At 62.3% G+C, this 16,688-nt stretch carries 20 protein-coding genes; 6 read left to right on the forward strand and 14 right to left on the reverse strand.

Annotated elements, in window-relative coordinates; genetic code table 11:
* Positions 1-270: 270 nt before the first annotated feature.
* Positions 271-1,203: a zinc metalloprotease HtpX gene (gene htpX / locus BLW50_RS27785; RefSeq protein WP_090708429.1), complete on the reverse strand. Its 933-nt coding sequence runs from the start codon at positions 1,201-1,203 to the stop codon at positions 271-273.
* 191 nt (positions 1,204-1,394) lie between these two features.
* Between htpX and BLW50_RS27790 the strand changes: the two genes are divergently transcribed.
* Positions 1,395-1,616: a DUF1674 domain-containing protein gene (locus tag BLW50_RS27790; RefSeq protein ID WP_170850389.1), complete on the forward strand. Its 222-nt coding sequence runs from the start codon at positions 1,395-1,397 to the stop codon at positions 1,614-1,616.
* Between the two features lie 21 nt (positions 1,617-1,637).
* The gene (locus BLW50_RS27795; RefSeq protein ID WP_090708432.1) at positions 1,638-2,879 is read left to right on the forward strand and encodes a vWA domain-containing protein; all 1,242 of its coding nucleotides are present in this window, start codon (positions 1,638-1,640) and stop codon (positions 2,877-2,879) included.
* A gap of 22 nt (positions 2,880-2,901) precedes the next feature.
* Here BLW50_RS27795 and BLW50_RS27800 read toward each other — a convergent pair whose 3' ends face one another.
* The 5 genes from BLW50_RS27800 to BLW50_RS27820 form a co-directional block, all read right to left on the reverse strand.
* Entirely contained in the window at positions 2,902-3,594 is a 693-nt protein-coding gene (locus tag BLW50_RS27800) for a lytic transglycosylase domain-containing protein (protein WP_090708434.1), read from the reverse strand.
* A gap of 278 nt (positions 3,595-3,872) precedes the next feature.
* Entirely contained in the window at positions 3,873-4,490 is a 618-nt protein-coding gene (locus tag BLW50_RS27805) for a nuclear transport factor 2 family protein (RefSeq protein WP_090708437.1), read from the reverse strand.
* A 34-nt stretch (positions 4,491-4,524) separates the two neighbouring features.
* On the reverse strand, positions 4,525-5,544 hold the full coding sequence (locus BLW50_RS27810) for a MaoC family dehydratase (protein ID WP_090708439.1): 1,020 nt from the start codon (positions 5,542-5,544) through the stop codon (positions 4,525-4,527).
* Between the two features lie 127 nt (positions 5,545-5,671).
* Positions 5,672-6,769: a redox-regulated ATPase YchF gene (ychF, locus tag BLW50_RS27815; RefSeq protein ID WP_090708442.1), complete on the reverse strand. Its 1,098-nt coding sequence runs from the start codon at positions 6,767-6,769 to the stop codon at positions 5,672-5,674.
* A gap of 152 nt (positions 6,770-6,921) precedes the next feature.
* Positions 6,922-7,797, reverse strand: a complete 876-nt coding sequence (locus tag BLW50_RS27820) for a branched-chain amino acid aminotransferase (protein WP_090708443.1) — start codon at positions 7,795-7,797, stop codon at positions 6,922-6,924.
* A 151-nt stretch (positions 7,798-7,948) separates the two neighbouring features.
* Between BLW50_RS27820 and BLW50_RS27825 the strand changes: the two genes are divergently transcribed.
* From BLW50_RS27825 to BLW50_RS27840, 4 genes are all read left to right on the forward strand, one after another.
* A complete protein-coding gene (locus BLW50_RS27825) occupies positions 7,949-8,482 on the forward strand; it encodes a MarR family winged helix-turn-helix transcriptional regulator (RefSeq protein WP_090708444.1) in 534 nt (177 codons plus the stop codon).
* On the forward strand, positions 8,479-9,213 hold the full coding sequence (locus BLW50_RS27830; RefSeq protein WP_090708446.1) for a response regulator: 735 nt from the start codon (positions 8,479-8,481) through the stop codon (positions 9,211-9,213). The genes BLW50_RS27825 and BLW50_RS27830 overlap by 4 nt, the downstream gene beginning before the upstream one ends.
* On the forward strand, positions 9,213-10,577 hold the full coding sequence (locus BLW50_RS27835; protein ID WP_090708449.1) for an ATP-binding protein: 1,365 nt from the start codon (positions 9,213-9,215) through the stop codon (positions 10,575-10,577). Before BLW50_RS27830 ends, BLW50_RS27835 begins: the two co-directional genes overlap by 1 nt.
* A 96-nt stretch (positions 10,578-10,673) precedes the next feature.
* Positions 10,674-11,744, forward strand: a complete 1,071-nt coding sequence (locus BLW50_RS27840) for a cation diffusion facilitator family transporter (RefSeq protein ID WP_090708451.1) — start codon at positions 10,674-10,676, stop codon at positions 11,742-11,744.
* A 9-nt stretch (positions 11,745-11,753) separates the two neighbouring features.
* Here BLW50_RS27840 and BLW50_RS27845 read toward each other — a convergent pair whose 3' ends face one another.
* The 8 genes from BLW50_RS27845 to BLW50_RS27880 all read right to left on the reverse strand — a co-directional run bounded on the left by BLW50_RS27845 (position 11,754) and on the right by BLW50_RS27880 (position 16,669).
* Positions 11,754-12,458, reverse strand: a complete 705-nt coding sequence (locus BLW50_RS27845) for a TetR/AcrR family transcriptional regulator (protein ID WP_090708454.1) — start codon at positions 12,456-12,458, stop codon at positions 11,754-11,756.
* Positions 12,459-12,569: 111 nt separating this feature from the next.
* Positions 12,570-13,400, reverse strand: coding sequence for a pyrroline-5-carboxylate reductase (gene proC, locus BLW50_RS27850; protein WP_280141532.1), 831 nt, complete (start codon positions 13,398-13,400; stop codon positions 12,570-12,572).
* Positions 13,397-13,894: a type III secretion system chaperone family protein gene (locus BLW50_RS27855; RefSeq protein ID WP_090708456.1), complete on the reverse strand. Its 498-nt coding sequence runs from the start codon at positions 13,892-13,894 to the stop codon at positions 13,397-13,399. Before BLW50_RS27855 ends, proC begins: the two co-directional genes overlap by 4 nt.
* A gap of 250 nt (positions 13,895-14,144) precedes the next feature.
* Positions 14,145-14,405: an accessory factor UbiK family protein gene (locus BLW50_RS27860; protein ID WP_090709852.1), complete on the reverse strand. Its 261-nt coding sequence runs from the start codon at positions 14,403-14,405 to the stop codon at positions 14,145-14,147.
* A gap of 178 nt (positions 14,406-14,583) precedes the next feature.
* Positions 14,584-15,039: a molybdenum cofactor biosynthesis protein MoaE gene (locus BLW50_RS27865; protein ID WP_090708458.1), complete on the reverse strand. Its 456-nt coding sequence runs from the start codon at positions 15,037-15,039 to the stop codon at positions 14,584-14,586.
* A 4-nt stretch (positions 15,040-15,043) separates the two neighbouring features.
* Positions 15,044-15,295, reverse strand: coding sequence for a molybdopterin converting factor subunit 1 (gene moaD / locus BLW50_RS27870; protein ID WP_090709854.1), 252 nt, complete (start codon positions 15,293-15,295; stop codon positions 15,044-15,046).
* A gap of 22 nt (positions 15,296-15,317) precedes the next feature.
* A complete protein-coding gene (pgsA, locus tag BLW50_RS27875; RefSeq protein WP_090708460.1) occupies positions 15,318-15,911 on the reverse strand; it encodes a CDP-diacylglycerol--glycerol-3-phosphate 3-phosphatidyltransferase in 594 nt (197 codons plus the stop codon).
* A gap of 155 nt (positions 15,912-16,066) precedes the next feature.
* Positions 16,067-16,669: a glutathione S-transferase N-terminal domain-containing protein gene (locus BLW50_RS27880; protein ID WP_090708462.1), complete on the reverse strand. Its 603-nt coding sequence runs from the start codon at positions 16,667-16,669 to the stop codon at positions 16,067-16,069.
* Between the last annotated feature and the right edge of the window lie 19 nt (positions 16,670-16,688).

The raw sequence follows: 16,688 nt of genomic DNA on the forward strand, positions 1-16,688 counted from the left end.
TCCGCTCACCGGTTCAATCATGTTCAAGCTCTTGCGCGAAAGGCAACGCGTTGCGCCGTGTTTTGTTCCCGCTGGAGCCAATATGCACGCATCATCGGCGGTAAGTCAGGCCCATTTGTGACCAGCTGCGAAGTTGCACCCGCAATTCGCAGCTATCCCCAAGGTCCTGCTCCAAGCTCTTGCTCCAAGCTCTTGCTCAAGGCTGTAGCTCAAGGACGCTGCAAATGCGGGCACGTGATTCAAATCACAGGCAATTATCCCCAGGGTCGACTATCCCCAAGGTCCTCGACGCGGGGCCAGTGGATCGCCACCGCCCAGAAAGCCGCCGGAACGGGAAGGCGGAGGAGCGCCACGGCCGATGCCCATGCGCTGCGCCAACTCATCGAGCGCAGCGATGCGGTTTTCCACATTGGGATGGGTGGAGAAGAGATTGTCCATGCCCTGGCCGGTCAGCGGATTGACGATGAACATATGCGCCATCGCCGGATTGGCTTCCGCCGCTGCGTTGGGAATACGTTCGGCCGCGCCGGAAATTTTCGCCAGCGCCGAGGCCAGCCAGCGCGGGTTGCCGCAGATTTCCGCGCCAAGGCGGTCGGCTTCATATTCCCTCGACCGGCTGATCGCCATCTGCACGATCATGGCGGCGAGCGGCGCCAGAATCATCAAGGCGATCGAGCCGATGATGCCGAGACCGTTATTGTTGCGGTTGCCGCCAAAGAACATGCCCCACTGGGCGATGGACGAGATGGCACCGGCCAATGTGGCGGTGACGGTCATCGTCAACGTGTCGCGATGTTTGATATGCGCCAGCTCATGGGCGATGACGCCGGACAATTCCTCGCGGCTGAGCATGTTGAGCAGCCCGGTGTGCACGGCGACGGCGGAATTTTCCGGATTACGGCCGGTGGCGAAAGCGTTCGGCTGCGGATCCTCGATCACATAGACGCGGGGCGGCGGCAGGCCGGCGCGCTGGGCCAGGCCATGGACCATGTTGACCAGATCCGGCGCCGAGGTGGCGTCGACTTCATGGGCGTTGGTCGAGGCCAGCGCCATGTGGTCGGAGTTCCACAACGCGTAAAGGTTGGTCGCGGCTGCGATGGCGAGTGCGATGAGCATGCCGGTTTTGCCGCCCATCAGGGCGCCAACAACGGCAAAAATGGCAGTCATGGCAGCAAGCAGTATTGCCGTGCGCATGATATTCATGGGTTTATTCACCTCCGATGGGCCGGCTGGAAGCTTTGCCGGTCGCGTCTTATGTGGGGAGGTAAGGGGGATGAGGGCAAGCTTAGCAGTTTGCTTTGCCCGACACGCCTGTTAAAAAATGCTGTTGAAATGACCCGTAAAACTACCTGGAATTGGCCGAAAGCCCGATTTTTCGGCCGGAGACGCTGGAAATGACTGAGCCGATCGAAAAGTCCGAGTCCGTGGCGGCGCAGGCCGAGCCGCGCAAACCCTTGAGCGCGGCCGCCCAGCGCGCCCTGGCAGAGGCGCAGGAGCGCCGGCGTCAGGCCGAGGCAACGGCCAAGGCCGAGCCGGTGGAAATCAACGGTCGCGGCGGTCTCGACCCGGTGCGCTATGGCGACTGGGAGAGCAAAGGCATCACCAGTGATTTCTGAGGCCGGATTTCCGAGGTCGTTATGGACGATGTGAGTGGGATGGACGGGACGGAAGCGGTCGGCGGCACCCTGGCGCAGAACATCCTGTATTTCGCCCGGGCGCTGCGCGCTGCGGGCCTCCCCGTCGGTCCCGGCGCGGTGCTCGATGCCGTGCGCGCTGTCGAGATCGCCGGCGTGCGCCATCGCAGCGATTTCCGTGCTACGCTCGAAGCGGTGTTCGTCAACAAGCGCGAGCATTTGGTGGTGTTCGATGCCGCCTTCCGCATGTTCTGGAAGCGACGCGGTTTCTTGGAAAAGCTGATCGCGATGATGTCGCCCTTGGCGGAGCCGCAGCAGGAAGATCAGAAAGCCAGCAAACCGGAAGCGGCGGCGGCGCGCGTCGCCCAGGCCTTGATGCCGCAGCGCGAACCCGAGCAGGTGGAGCAGGAGTTCGAACTCGATCAGAGCTTCACGGTCTCGGCGTCCGAGGTGTTGCAGCAAAAGGATTTCGCCCAGATGACCGCCGAGGAGATCGCGGCGGCGGTGCGCGCCATCGACCGGCTGGATCTCAGCGACAATGAAGTGCGCACGCGCCGCTTCGTCGCCGATACGCGCGGCACGCGGATTGATCTGCGCCGTTCACTGCGGCGCTCGCTGCGTGCGGGCGGCGCGACGATTGAACTGGCGCGCCGCTCGCCGGCGGTGCGTCATCCGCCGATCGTCGCCATCTGCGATATCTCCGGTTCGATGAGCGACTACACGCGCGTGTTCCTGCATTTCCTGCATGCGCTCACCAATGAACGGCGACAGGTGCAGACATTCCTGTTCGGCACCAGGCTGACCAATGTGACGCGCGCCTTGCGCTATCGCGATCCCGATGAAGCCTTGAGCCAATGTTCGCTTGAAGTGGCCGATTGGTCGGGCGGAACGCGCATCGGTTCCTGCCTGCATCGTTTCAATCGGGATTGGTCGCGGCGGGTTCTGAGCCAAGGCGCCATCGTGCTTTTGTTCACCGATGGACTTGAGCGCGAAGGCACGGAAGAGCTGGCGCTGGAGATGGAGCGGTTGCACAAATCCAGCCGTCGCTTGATCTGGCTCAATCCGCTGTTGCGTTTCGATCGCTTCGAGGCGCGCGCCTTGGGCATTCGCGCCATGCTGCCGTATGTGGATGAATTCCGCCCGGTGCACAATCTGTCGAGCATCGCGCAATTGTGCGAGGCGCTGTCGGCGCACAGGCCGACAGCCAGTATCGATCCTAAACGCTGGCTCAAGCGCGCGGCCTGATCCAGCGTTCAGAGTGGTATTCTTAGAGGTGCGCCATCTGCATGACGGAGCGGCCATAGGCCGAGCATGTCGGGCGGGCATAGACGCCACGCTCATAGAGGCTGACGCCGGCGCATCCTGCACCGCCGCGTGCGATCGCAATCTTGAGATAGCGCGCCGCGGCTTCGACGCCGTTGCTGCAATCATAAAGCGAGCCGTGAATGCCGACGGAACGCGCCGTCGCGATCTTGAGCTGGCCGACGCCATGGGCCTGCCCGCGGCCGTTAAAGGCGTTGCAACGATAGTTGCTTTCCTTGCGGATGACGCCATGCAGCAGAGCGGGGGGAACGCCATTGCGAATGGCGGCGGCGGTGACGAGCGCATGAATGCCGGTAGCGGCAATGGGAGAGGCGCGACGCGTTGTAAACCTGGAGACCGGAGCGGCCTGCACTGGCGATGCCTCATTCTGCACCGGTGACGCATCATTCATGGTCGTGGAGAGACTGGCGAACCTGACGCGGCTCTTTCTGCTGACCTTGCTGCTCACGCGTTCCTTGCGGCTTGGTTGCGCAATGTTGGCAGGCTGCGTGTGGGTTTGAGCAAAGGCAGCGCGGTCGCGGGCGAAATATTCCGCTGACGATTCCTCTGCGCTGAGGTGAGTGGAAGCCAGCGCGAGGAGTGCAGCCGGAATCATTGCCGAGGCCATGCGGCCGCGGCGGAACAAAGTGTCCCGCATTCGTGTGGTTTCCTTAGTCGATGTGATTGGATGAAGCCGCAGAATGCCGCAGATCAGTCAGGCGGCGCGGCGGAACACGGGAGAGAACATTGCCTCTCGTCGCAGCGAAGGTGGCGAGCTTTTGCGGGCCACATGGGGCGAGAATGTGACGTGCGAGTCAAAAAGTGCCTGTGCCGCAGCGGTAATCTTTCCTAAGCTGCGTTAATGTATTATTATATCGTTGTTTTTATTAAATAAATTCTGTCGTCTTGCGTGTTATATGCGACAAGTCGAAGCATTCAGCGGGCGAGGTTTTTGCCCGCCAGCCAGGCGTTTCCTTCGCCATAAAGGCGCTCGATCTCGGCTCCATGCAGGCCCGGAAGGGAAGGATTGACCGTCCGGCCCTCCTTCGTCTGCGCGTAACCCATGAAGCGATAGCCGACCGGAAAGCGGTTCAGCAGCTGCGGATCGAGCTTCGGCTGGTGCGCGGGATCGAGCATATCGAAGCGATCTTTCTCATAGATCGGCTGCCGCAAAACGATGGCCCAACGGCCGTTACGCTCTTCGAAGAAGTCGTAGAAACGGCCGACGCAGGTGGTGTCGCACGGCATGTCTTCGAGGCTCGATCGCGACAGGATCATCATCTTGGTTTGCGCGATGGCGCGTGTGCCGGCAAGCGAGATCGAGACGCCGCCGAGAAAGTGCTGCACGATCGCGCCTTTCTCGAAGCCGGCTTTGCACCCGGCGATGAATTGCGCGGCGGAGCCTGCGAACCATGTGGCGATCATACGGCCGTCGTCATGAAAGCAGGTGGCGAGGTTTTCGAAATCGCCGCTGTCGCGCCAGATGGCCCAGTTCTCGATCACTTCGCGGATTGCGACTTTCGCTTCAACTTGCGCTTCGGCTTCGCTGCCCATGACGTTCCCCCCAAATTGTATTCGTCTTCGTCGATTATCCCCGCAGTGGCCAGAGACTCGAACTGGTAAACTCGAACACTTTATCGCCGTTCTGGTTGAGGCCTTCGTTGCGATGGAAGGCTATGCCCCAGCCTTCACGCGAGATGTTGCGCTTTTCGAGCGGCGTCGTCGAATAGCTGATGACGTCGCCGAGATAGACCGGCTGCAACCATTTGAGATCGCGGAAACCAGGCGAAGGACCAGCCGGCGTGCGCGGCAGATTGCGCCGGCGCGCTTCCGCCGCATAGGCGCTGCGAGAGGCGACAAGGCGGCTCATGCAGGCCGAAGCCGTGTGCCAGCCCGATGCCGCGAGCCCACCGAAGAAGGAGTGTTTCGCGGCTTCCTCATCGACGTGAAAGACCTGCGGATCATAGGCGCGCGCGAAGCGCAGCATGTTGTCGCGCGTGAAGGCATAGGAGCCGGTTTCAATGCGAAAGCCGACGACGAGATCATCGAGCCAGCCGGTGAGAACACCATTGGTGTCGTCGATGGTCAAGAAATCCGGCGCGAAATCCGGTAGTGCGGCGGGGGCCGGACGCTCAGGCGGCGTGCGGGGCGCCAGTGGCGGCGTGTCGCGCGTGCCCAGCATCATGAGCGAGCGCTGCCACATCACTTCCTGGCCGTCTTGATCGCGCACACCGAAACGCCACGTCAGAATGCCCATGCCGGGACGTGAGCGCGACACGCGCGCATCGAGCACTTCTGCGCGTAGGCTGAGAATATCGCCAGGACGCACGGGCTTCAGCCAGCGCAGTTCCTCGACACCGGGTGAACCGAGGCTGGCGGCATCGTGCAGAATGGTCTCGTAGATGAGGCGCATGGCAACGCTGGCGGTTTGCCAACCGGAGCCCGAAAGGCCGCCCAGAATGCTTTTCTTGCCGGCTTCCTCATCGAGGTGGAAGGGCTGGGGATCGAACTCGCGGGCGAATTCGATAATGCTGTCCTTGGTGACGTGATGGGCGCCGTATTCGCGCACGAAGCCTTTCGGGAAATCCTCGAAATACAGCGACGGCATCGGGCCTCCGTTATTGTGTTCTTGCCGTTATTGCATTGTGGCGTTTGATCGAAGCATCAAACGCCACACGGAAACGTCAAACAAAGATCTCAGGCTCAATTACATCTCTTCCGAAACGCAATTGGCTTTAATTGGCGAAGCGGAAATGCAGCACGTCGCCGTCGGCAACCGTATAGTCCTTGCCTTCCAGGCGGAACTTGCCGGCTTCGCGGGCGCCCGCTTCGCCGTTGCAGGCGACATAATCGGCATAGGCGATCGTCTCGGCGCGGATGAAGCCCTTCTCGAAATCGGTATGAATGACGCCTGCCGCCTGCGGCGCGCGCGTCCCGGTTTCGATGGTCCAGGCGCGCGCTTCCTTCGGGCCGACCGTGAAATAGGTGATGAGACCGAGCAGCCCATAGCCGGCGCGGATGACACGATTGAGACCGGGCTCCGTGAGGCCGACGGCTTCGAGATAATCCTTTTGCTCGTCAGCTGGCAGAATGGCGATCTCACTTTCGATGCGGGCCGAGACGACGACGGCGACCGCGCCTTCCTCTTTCGCCCGCTGCTCGACCAGCGCCGAGAAATTATTGCCCTTGTCGGCGGCGGCTTCTTCGACGTTGCAGACATAGAGAACCGGCTTGGAGCTGAGCAGGCCAAGGCCGACGAAGGTCTTGTGCTCTTCCGCCTTGACCTCGACGAGGCGCGCCGGCTTGCCGTCGCGCAGCAGCACCAGGCAGCGGCTCATCAGGTCGAGCGCTTCCTTGGCTTCCTTGTCGTTCTGCTTGGCCTTTTTCTCGAGCGCCGGCACGCGCTTCTCGAGGCTGTCGAGATCGGCGAGCATCAGCTCGGTCTCGATGGTCTCGATATCGGCCACCGGATCGATCTTGCCTTCGACATGGGTGATGTCGCCGTCTTCGAAACAGCGCACCACATGGGCGATGGCGTCGCATTCACGGATATTGGCCAGGAACTGGTTGCCGAGGCCCTCGCCCTTGGAGGCGCCGCGCACCAGGCCGGCGATATCGACGAAGGTCAGGCGCGTCGGGATGATCTCTTTCGACGTGGCGATCTTGGCCAAGGCGTCCAGGCGCTCGTCGGGAACGGCGACGTCGCCGACATTGGGCTCGATCGTACAGAACGGATAATTGGCGGCCTGGGCCGCTGCCGTCTGCGTTAGCGCGTTGAAAAGGGTCGATTTGCCGACGTTAGGCAGACCGACGATGCCACATTTGAAACCCATGGAAACATCCCGCTAGCCCGCCAAGCGGGCAAAAATCAAATCCGCCACGGCATATGCTGGTCGGGCCGGCAAAAGGCAAGGAAAAGACGAGAACGGGCGGCGGAGAGGTCCGCCGCCCGCTCAAAAGCGCAAATTTGGGGTTTTGAGCCGGCTCAGTGCTTGTTCACTTCCGCCGTATAGTCTTCCATCAACGTCCGCGAGATATTCCCCGGCGTGAAGCGGTAGGGGCCGATCTCGGACACGGGGGTCACTTCGGCGCCCGTGCCGGTGAGGAAGCACTCGTTAAAGCTCGCCAATTCGTCGGGCATGATGCGGCGTTCGTGCACGCCAATGCCGCGCCGCTGGGCCAGATCGATGACCGTGCGGCGGGTGATGCCGTCGAGGAAGCAATCGGCGGTCGGCGTGTGGATGGCGCCATCCTTGGTGAAGAAGAGGTTGGCGCCAGTGCATTCGGCGACGCGCCCTTCCCAATCGAGCATCATCGCGTCGGCATAGCCTTTGCGCTCAGCGGCGTGCTTGGAGATCGTGCAGATCATGTAGAGACCGGCAGCCTTCGATTGGCACGGCGCGGTACGCGGATCGGGGCGACGATATTGGGCGATATCGAGGCGGATGCCGCGCATCTTCTCGTTGACGTCGAACATGCTCGGCCAATCCCACACGGCGATGGCCACATGGATCGTCGCGTTCTGGGCGGCGACCGCCATCATCTCGCTGCCGCGCCAGGCGATGGGGCGCACATAGCAGCTCGCCATGCCGTTCTTGTCGACGATGAGTTGCTTGGCCGCTTCGATCTCCGCGACCGAATAGGGAATGGTGAAATCGAGCAGCTTGGCCGAATTGTGAAACCGTTCGGTGTGTTCGAGGCTCTTGAAAATCTTGCCGCCATAGGCGCGCTCGCCTTCGAATACACTGGAGCCATAATGCAATCCGTGGCTGAGCACATGCAGATGTGCATCCTTCCACGGCAGCACTTTCCCGTTCATCCAGATGAAGCCTTCACGCTGGTCGAATGGTAGAACTGACATCACAACTCCTCCTAGCGAACGTGTAATCCCGTTCGATACAGGCGTTCGCTGCATTTCCGGTCACTTTGCCGGTGTTTTCGAGGCTTGACGACTAGCAATCGACCTGAAATATGTCAATAGTGCTGACGTAATGGATTAAAGCGGATCAGCCATGACGCAGGCGCTTGACGATATTCCCCTGGTAAATGGGGCGGAGCCGGCAACCGACGCATCAGCGGCGCCGCCGCACTATGATCTCATTGAGCTTCTGTTCTTCGCCTATCGCGATTTCGTCGGCGATGCCGACCGTCTGCTGGAAACTCTGCGCTTTGGCCGCGCCCACCATCGCGTGCTGCATTTTGTGCACCGCAACCCTGGCCTGACGATCGCCGAACTGCTTGATATTCTGCGCATCACCAAACAAAGCCTCAATCGCGTGTTGAAGGAATTGCTCGATGAGCGTTTCGTCGAGGCGCGAACGGGTGCGGCCGATCGCCGGCAGCGGTTGTTGTTCCTGACACCAAAGGGGAAGGCGCTGGCGCTGGAACTGTCGGTGTTGCAATCGCAACGGTTCACGCGCGTGCTGGAGGAATTGCCGCAGGGCGCTCAGCAGGCGGCGCAACAATTTCTACTGGCCATGATCGAGCCAGAGGAAAGGCCCAGAGTCGAAGCGCTGATCTGGCGCAGCGAAAGGACCGAGGAATGAGCGAAGAGCAGACCGCACCGGGCGTCGAACAACCGACTTTGGTGCCTGCCGATGATGCGGCGCATCTGCTTGTCGTTGACGACGACAAGCGGTTGCGTGAATTGCTGTCGCGCTATCTGGTGCGCGAGGGATATCGGGTGACGGCGGCTGGCGATGCGGCCGAAGCGCGGCGGCACCTGAGCAATCTCGATTTCGATCTCATCGTGCTCGATGTGATGATGCCCGGCGAGAACGGCATCGACTTCGCCCGTTCTCTACGCGAGACCTCACAGGTGCCGATCCTCATGCTGACGGCGCGGGCCGAAGCCAGCGATCGCGTGCTCGGGCTCGAAACGGGCGTCGATGACTATCTGACCAAGCCGTTCGAGGCCAAGGAACTGTCGCTGCGCATCGGCTCGATCCTGCGCCGCGTGGTGCCGAAACCGCTCAATCAACCGACCTTGGTGCGCTTTGGGCCATTCGTGTTCCATTGCGAGCGTGGCGAATTGCGCCACGGTGACGATATCGTGCGGCTGACGGAGCGCGAACGCTATATGTTGCAACTCTTGGCGAAGACGCCGGGCGAGCCGGTGGCGCGCGAACTTCTGGCCGGTTCGGCCGCGGCCGCCAATGAGCGGACCATCGACGTGCAGATCAACCGATTGCGCCGCAAGATCGAGCGTGATCCGGCCAATCCGATCTATCTGCAAACCGCCCGTGGCGCAGGCTATCGCCTGTTGCCTGAACGCTGATGAGCCTGGTGCTTCCCGGCTGGTTCGAGCGGCCACGCGGCTTGTGGCGCGACTTCACGCGTTGGCTCGCGGGCCGCATGCCGAAGGGCCTGTTCGCCCGTTCGCTGCTGATCGTCATTCTGCCGGTCGTGCTGCTGCAATCGGCCGTCGCCTATATTTTCATGGAGCGCCACTGGCAGCTCGTCACGCAGCGACTTTCGGCCGCCGTCGTGGCCGACATCGCCGCCGTGGTCGATACGTATGAGAAGTTTCCGCTCGCGACGTTTGAACAGGTGGCGAAGATTGCCGGCGAGCGTTTTGAAATGGATTTCAAACTGCTGCCGAAGGAGCCATTGCCGGCAACTCTGCCAAAACCGTTTTTCTCGCTGCTGGACAGTTCGCTCTCGCAGGAATTGTCGCGGCAGATCAACAAGCCGTTCTGGATCGATACGATCGGCAATTCCAATCTCGTCGAGATCAGGGTTGCGCTCAACGATGCGACCCTGCGGGTCATCGCCGCGCGCAGCGCCGCCTATGCGTCCAACTCGCACATCTTTCTAGGTTGGATGGTCGGCGCTTCGTTGGTTCTGTTGGCGGTCGCCATCGCTTTCTTGCGCAATCAGATCAGGCCGATCTTGCGGTTGGCCAAGGCGGCGCAGGATTTCGGCAAGGGACGCGAAGTGGAGTTCCGGCCGCATGGCGCGCGGGAAGTGCGGCAGGCCGCCTTCGCCTTCGTCGAGATGAAGCGCCGCATCGAACGGGCGATGGATCAGCGCACGACCATGCTCAATGGGGTCAGCCATGACCTGCGCACGATCCTGACCCGATTCAAACTATCGCTCGTCATGCTGCCGCAAGGTCCCGATGTGGACGCCTTGCAGAAGGATGTCGATGAAATGCAGCGCATGCTGGAAGCCTATCTGGCTTTCGCGCGCGGCGATGGCGGCGAACAGGCGTCCTCCACCGACATGCGCACCATGCTCGAAGAGCTGAAGGTGGATGCGGAGCGGCATGGCCATGCGACGTCGGTGTCGTTCAGCGGCGAGCCGATGGTGATGGTGCGGCCCGATGCCTTCCGTCGCCTGTTGACCAATCTGATTGCCAACGCCCAGCGCTATGGCGAGAACCTGGCCATCGAAGCTCTGCGCGAGCAGCGTTTTCTGACCATCCACATTGATGACGATGGGCCTGGCATCGCGCCTGACCAGCGCGAGGACGTCTTCCGGCCGTTCTTCCGCTTGGATGAAGCGCGCAATCAGGATCACGGCGGCACCGGCCTTGGCCTGGCCATCGCGCGTGACATTGCCCGTGCCCATGGCGGCGATGTCAGCCTGGCGTCGAGCCCGCTCGGCGGCCTGCGCGCGACGGTGCGTGTACCGCTTTAAGGCTGGCATTGGCGGCTTATTGGCCGCTGACGCTATACCGTTACAGCAATATCATAACATGATGCCTTGTGCCGGCGACGGTGCTATGGGGCGTTTATGGCACAGGCTCATCCGCACGATCACCAAGACCATTCCCATGATCACTCGCATGATCACTCTCCTGCGCATGCCCATGCGCAGGGTCACGACCATTCGCACGATCATGCGCATGGGCACGGCTCTGGCCATGATCACGGGCACGCTCATGGCCATTCTCCTGGCGGCCACTCCCATGGTGGTCATTCCCATGCGCCGGTGGATTTCGGTCGCGCCTTTGCCATCGGCATCATTCTCAACACGGCGTTCGTGGTGGTGGAGGCGGGCTATGGCTTCTTCAGCAATTCAATGTCGCTGTTGGCCGACGCGGGGCACAACCTTTCCGATGTTCTCGGCCTGATCGTCGCCTGGGTCGCGGCCGTTCTGGTCAAGCGGGCGGCGACCGCGCGCTACACCTATGGCCTGCGCAGTTCGTCGATCCTGGCGGCCTTGGCCAATGCGGTGCTGCTGCTTGTCGCCGTCGGCGCCATCATCCTGGAGGCGATCCAGCGGCTGCTCAACCCTGAGCCGGTCGCCGGCCTGACGATGATCGTGGTGGCCGCCATCGGTATTCTCGTCAACGGTTTCACCGCCTGGCTGTTCATGGGCGGCAAGGATGGCGATCTCAATATCCGTGGCGCCTATCTGCACATGGCCGCCGACGCGGCGATATCAGCGGGCGTCGTCGTCGCCGGTCTCATCATTCTGGCGACGGGCTGGCAGTGGGTCGATCCGGTGGTCAGCCTGATCATCGCCGTGGTGATCATCTGGGGGACCTGGGGACTACTGCGCGGCAGCCTCGCCATGTCGCTGGCGGCGGTGCCGTCTCATGTCGATCCCGAAAAGGTGCGCGCCTTTCTGCTGAAGCAGCCGGGCGTCTCCGCCTTGCACGATCTGCACATCTGGCCGCTCAGCACGACGGAAACGGCGCTCACCGTGCATCTCTGCATGTATGAAGGTTATCCGGGCGACGCCTTCTTGACGCGGCTGGCGCAGGATCTCGAAACCCATTGCACCATCCAGCACGCGACGGTCCAGATCGAAACCGATCCGCAAACCGTCTGCGTGCTGGCGCACGATCACAAGGTCTGACGCGACGTATCAGACCGGCGTGACGTCGTCGCTGTGATCAGGCGTGCGCGTTTTCGGACGCGGGCGGCCTGCCAAGACCGCATTGGCGAGCGAGCGCAGGGGCGCGGTCAGCCGCGTCATGTCGTCAAGACGGGCGGTCAGCGTTTCGCCACGGGACAATTCCCGGTCGAGCACCGCCATGGTGCGATCGAGGCCGCTCTCGTCGTCCTCGAACCAGACAGCGAGGACGCGCTGCCAGGCGATCACCAGGCCTTGCAGTTTCACGGTGCCGGCCAAGCCTTCACTGTGCAAATGCGCCGCTTCGAGCATGAAACGCATGGAGTTGAGCGCGGTCGTGTTCAGCGCCATCGCGCTCACCGGGTCTCGGCGCACCCATTGCGAGATGCCCTTGAGGCCGGCCTTGTAAGGCGCCATGGCGTCGATCCGGCGCATCAGCACGTCGAACAGCCGGTCGCGCGCGGTCTCTGCCGCGAGATCCTCGGTGGTGCCGTCCAGAACCTTGCGGTCGATCATGCGCGAGAAGCCCGCCAGCACCGCGCCTTTGGACGGGAATTGGTCGCGGAAGTCGGCCAGCGAAATGCCGGCGCGCAGCGCGACTTCGCTGATGGTGATTTCTTCCCAGGGCATTTCGCCAGCCAGCGCCATCAGCGCCGCGATAATGCGCTGTTTCTTGTCCGCCGGAGGGGCCTTCGCAGTGTCGATGGTGTCGGCCATGGGGGGCTCCTGTTTTGGTGTCCCACGTTACGCCTGGAAGCCGACAGTTCCAAGGCGAAGCCGGAGGGCAAATTGTCCTCGGGCGTTTTTGATGGCGTCAAACTGCTCGCGTCAGCCGGACAATTCGCCGGCGCGCCGTTTCGCCGCGGCAATGGCCTTGGCCATCAACGGCTCGAGGCCGTCTTTTGCCATCAGAACATCGAGAGCGGCGGCGGTGGTGCCGCCAGGCGAGGTGACGTTGACGCGCAATTGGCTGGCCGTCGTAGCGGCATCGGTGAACATCAGTTCGCCGGAGCCTTCGACGGTGGCGCGCGCCAGCCGCATGGCGAGATCGGCTGGCAGGCCGGCCGCCTCGCCGGCCTTGGCCATGCATTCGGCGAGATAGAAAACGTAAGCCGGACCAGAGCCCGAGACCGCGGTGACGGCATCGATCCAGTCTTCACGGTCGAGCCATTCGACGGCGCCGATGGCCGCGAGCAGGGCCGAGGCCGTGGCGTGTTGGCTGGGGGTAACGCCGGCGTTGGCGGCAGCGCCAGTGATGCCGCGTCCGACAGCGGCTGGCGTATTGGGCATGGCGCGCACGATGGCCTTGGCCTCAGGCAGGCGCGCGGCGATATTGGCGATGGTCTTGCCTGCCATGATCGACAGAACGAGCGTATCAGCAGTGACCAGCGGCGCGATATCGGCGGCGGCGGCATCGAGCGTCTGCGGCTTGACGGCGAGGACGAGCGCATCGGGCGCCGTGATCGTCCCGACCGGCGGATTGACCAGGATTCCGTGTGCTTTCGCCAGATCGAGCAGATCGGCGGCGGGATGGGGATCGACGATGGTGACGCCGTGGCCGTCCATGCCGAGCGCCAGCCAGCCGCGCAGCATGGCGCTACCCATCTTGCCGGCGCCGAACAGGACCAGTGTGGCCGGTAATGCGCTCGGATCGATCACGCTTCGCCCACGGTTTCAAATAGAGCCGTGTCCAGAGCTTCCTTGGCCGTGCGGCCAGACCAGAGGACGAAGTTGAAGCACTGATAGTAGCGATCGCAGGCGCTGACACCCGCTTCGATCGCCGCTTCGCATTGCTCGGACGTCGGTTCGAGGCCACCCGAGAGAATGAGCGTGTGGCGGAAGATCACCACGCCTTCTTTTTCCCAGATGCCGAAATGGCCGATCCAGAGCTGTTCGTTGATGAGCGAGACCAGCTTGTTGAGTTCGTTGCGGCGGCGCTCGTTGATCTTCACCTCGAAGGCGCAGGCCAGGTGCAGCGCTTCGACGCCTTCGAGCCAGGTGAAGGAAATCTGATAGGGCGACCAGCTGCCATCGACGGAAATGCAGATCTCGTCCTCGGCGTCGCGGGCGAATGTCCAGTCGCGGACTGAAGCAACCCGTTCGATCACGTCGACCGGGTGTTCGGAGCGGCTGGCTTCTGTTTCAATCATCATATGCTGTGGCCCAAAGGAGAAATACTCGCGTCGACACGTACGAGACGCTCGCGCGCCACACCCCTAATCCGCGGTCCAGCCAGGACTACAGATTCTTGTGACGAATCAGCGATTTGCTGGCCACCACTTTGGCCAAGGTGCGAGATTCGACTGAATCCGTCCATCCCTGCACGCGACCATGTCCACAAGGTTTGACTGGCATGAGTCAATTTGCCGCGCCGGTTTGCCGCAGGCTCGATTGCCGCAGCCCTCAGGGCTGCTTCTGGGCCAGTTTCGCTTCGAGTTCGGCGAGCCGGGCCGTGAGCTTGTCGTTTTCCTCGCGGGCGAGGATGGCCATTTCACGCACAGCTTCGAATTCGTCGCGTGTGACCACGTCCATCGACGAAAGCAGGCGCTCCATCTGGGTTTTCACCACGGTTTCGACTTCCCGGCGCATGCCGTTGGCCATACCGGCCGCATCCGTCATCAAGCGGGCGAGGTCGTCGAAAATGGGTCCGCGCGTCTGGGGCATGGGGTGCTCCATGGTTGCCGCCGTGGACATGGCAGGGGAATGCGGCCGATGCAAGGGCAGTGAGCGGCAAGCTGTCGTTTCAATAAAACGCTATCTTGCCCTCTGTCTTTGTTTTGACGCGCCTTTCGGGCGTTAACGACGTCAAACCGCAAAATACTATGGGCTTAAAAATGGCGGCTTATTTGCCCCATTTCTCCATCGCGCGGTCGTCGGCGTCCTTGGCCTCGACCCAATCGCCTTCGCTGCCGTCGGCGCGGATCTCCTTCTTCCAGAAGGGCGCCTGGGTCTTGAGATAGTCCATCAGGAAAGAGGCGGCCTCGAAGGCGGCCTCGCGATGAGAGGCGGCGGTGACGACGAGGACGATGTTTTCACCGGGACGGATGCGGCCATAGCGATGAATGACGATCGTGCCCTGCAGGGGCCAGCGCCGTTCGGCTTCGGCGGCGACGCGGGCGATCTCCTCCTCGGCCATGCCCGGATAATGTTCGAGTTCCAGCGCCGCGAGCGTGTTGTCCTCGCTGCGGCAGCGGCCGGTGAAAGTGACGACCGCGCCGACATCGGCTCGCCCGGCCGTCAAGGATGCCGCTGCGGCGGTGGCATCGAAATCCTCAGCCTGGATGCGGATGGTGGCCATGGCTTCAGCCGCCGGTCATCGGCGGGAAAAAAGCGATCTCGCGGGCGCCGGCGATCGGCGTCTCATGTTTGACATGCACCCGGTCGATGGCCGCGCGAATAATATGCGGGCGCTCGAAGGCATAAGCATATTCCTCGCCGCGCGCACTCAGCCAGGCGATGAGTTCGCCGACGGTACGCACCTGCGGCGGCGGTGTGATCTGTTCGCTGGCGAGGCCGATCCGCTCGCGCACCCAAGCGAAATAGGACAATTTCACCGCATCCGGATTCATCTGCTTCTCAATCATTGACGACGTGCTTAAGGCCCGCCTTCAGATAGTCCCAGCCAGAATAGATAGTGAGGATAGCGGAAATCCACAGCAGGGTGATCCCGATCATTTCGGTGCCGGGCAAGACTTTTTCGCCGGCGGGCCCGGCGATCAGAAAGCCGATGGCCAGCAATTGCATTGTCGTCTTCCATTTGCCGACGGCGGAGACTGGCATGGAGACGCGCAGGCCGGCGAGGAATTCGCGCAGGCCGGACACCAGGATTTCCCGGCACAGAATGATCACCCCGGCGGCCAGCGACCAGCCGGTGATCGCCTCGTCGGCGGCCAGCATCAGCAGGCAGGCGGAGACGATCAGCTTATCGGCGATCGGGTCGAGCATGCGGCCCATGAGCGATTGCTGCTGCCAGGCGCGGGCGAGGTAGCCATCGAAAAAGTCGGTGATGGCGGCGACGGCGAAGACCCCGAGCGCGGTCCAGCGCGCCCAATCTTTCTCGGGCCAGTAGAGCAGGGCGACCACGATCGGCACGGCCAAAACCCTGCCGTAGGTGAGCAGGTTGGGCAGGCTGAAATGCTTGCTGCGGGCCGGTGTTGGTGCAGTCGTCATGGAGAGAACCGAACAGTGAGTGACGCGATGCGTCAATAGCCGAGGATGCAGAGACCGGGGAAAAAGCAAAGGTTGTGGCAGGTTAGCTTGTTCTTGACCTTAAAAGCCTGGCACAGCGCGTCGATGGGCCGCCATTGGCAGCCATTGGGCCTCCTTTAACTTTCCGCTTTGGTCAGGTCGAATTCCGGAACTTGGGCGCGGAACCCGTCGAGCCAGGCCACCAGGGCCGGATGGGTGCTACGCCAGTCGACCTGTTTGCGCCAGTCGAGATAGCCCAGGGCACACGCAACCGTGATCGTGCCGACGTGAAAGGCAGCGGGATTGGGCGGGTTGGCGGCGAGGGCCGTCAGACCGCGCTCGATCTTGCCGCGCTGGAAGGCCAGCCACGGCTCGTGGTGGCGTTCTTTCGGGCGATGGCGGCTCTCATAGACCACCAGGAGTCCCGCATCCATGATGCCGTCGCCGAGCGCCTGCAGGGTGAGCGCGTCGAGGCGCGCCTCCCAATCCTGCGGCAGGAGGCGATCGCCGCCGGCCAGATGATCGAGATATTCGAGGATGACGCGGCTGTCGAAAAGACGGCGGCCGTCGTCGAGAATGAGGATCGGCATTTTGCCGAGCGGATTGTCCCGGCGCAGTACGTCGACCGGATCGAGCGGATCGGCCGGCTCCATCTTCATCCGGTCGAGCAGCTTCAGCCGCATCGCCGCCAACCGCACCTTGCGGCCGAAGGGTGAGGTTAGCGTGGCGCGCAGCAGCATAGGGCTCAGCCTTCAGGCG

The organism is Beijerinckia sp. 28-YEA-48, assembly GCF_900104955.1.
GTDB lineage: Bacteria > Pseudomonadota > Alphaproteobacteria > Rhizobiales > Beijerinckiaceae > Terripilifer.

Bases quoted from the DNA above. Each gene is read 5' to 3' on its own strand.
- htpX (WP_090708429.1), bottom strand. From the start codon at position 1,203: ATGAATATCATGCGCACGGCAATACTGCTTGCTGCCATGACTGCCATT.
- BLW50_RS27790 (WP_170850389.1), top strand. From the start codon at position 1,395: ATGACTGAGCCGATCGAAAAGTCCGAGTCCGTGGCGGCGCAGGCCGAG.
- BLW50_RS27795 (WP_090708432.1), top strand. From the start codon at position 1,638: ATGGACGATGTGAGTGGGATGGACGGGACGGAAGCGGTCGGCGGCACC.
- BLW50_RS27800 (WP_090708434.1), bottom strand. From the start codon at position 3,594: ATGCGGGACACTTTGTTCCGCCGCGGCCGCATGGCCTCGGCAATGATT.
- BLW50_RS27805 (WP_090708437.1), bottom strand. From the start codon at position 4,490: ATGGGCAGCGAAGCCGAAGCGCAAGTTGAAGCGAAAGTCGCAATCCGC.
- BLW50_RS27810 (WP_090708439.1), bottom strand. From the start codon at position 5,544: ATGCCGTCGCTGTATTTCGAGGATTTCCCGAAAGGCTTCGTGCGCGAA.
- ychF (WP_090708442.1), bottom strand. From the start codon at position 6,769: ATGGGTTTCAAATGTGGCATCGTCGGTCTGCCTAACGTCGGCAAATCG.
- BLW50_RS27820 (WP_090708443.1), bottom strand. From the start codon at position 7,797: ATGTCAGTTCTACCATTCGACCAGCGTGAAGGCTTCATCTGGATGAAC.
- BLW50_RS27825 (WP_090708444.1), top strand. From the start codon at position 7,949: ATGACGCAGGCGCTTGACGATATTCCCCTGGTAAATGGGGCGGAGCCG.
- BLW50_RS27830 (WP_090708446.1), top strand. From the start codon at position 8,479: ATGAGCGAAGAGCAGACCGCACCGGGCGTCGAACAACCGACTTTGGTG.
- BLW50_RS27835 (WP_090708449.1), top strand. From the start codon at position 9,213: ATGAGCCTGGTGCTTCCCGGCTGGTTCGAGCGGCCACGCGGCTTGTGG.
- BLW50_RS27840 (WP_090708451.1), top strand. From the start codon at position 10,674: ATGGCACAGGCTCATCCGCACGATCACCAAGACCATTCCCATGATCAC.
- BLW50_RS27845 (WP_090708454.1), bottom strand. From the start codon at position 12,458: ATGGCCGACACCATCGACACTGCGAAGGCCCCTCCGGCGGACAAGAAA.
- BLW50_RS27855 (WP_090708456.1), bottom strand. From the start codon at position 13,894: ATGATGATTGAAACAGAAGCCAGCCGCTCCGAACACCCGGTCGACGTG.
- BLW50_RS27860 (WP_090709852.1), bottom strand. From the start codon at position 14,405: ATGCCCCAGACGCGCGGACCCATTTTCGACGACCTCGCCCGCTTGATG.
- BLW50_RS27865 (WP_090708458.1), bottom strand. From the start codon at position 15,039: ATGGCCACCATCCGCATCCAGGCTGAGGATTTCGATGCCACCGCCGCA.
- pgsA (WP_090708460.1), bottom strand. From the start codon at position 15,911: ATGACGACTGCACCAACACCGGCCCGCAGCAAGCATTTCAGCCTGCCC.
- BLW50_RS27880 (WP_090708462.1), bottom strand. From the start codon at position 16,669: ATGCTGCTGCGCGCCACGCTAACCTCACCCTTCGGCCGCAAGGTGCGG.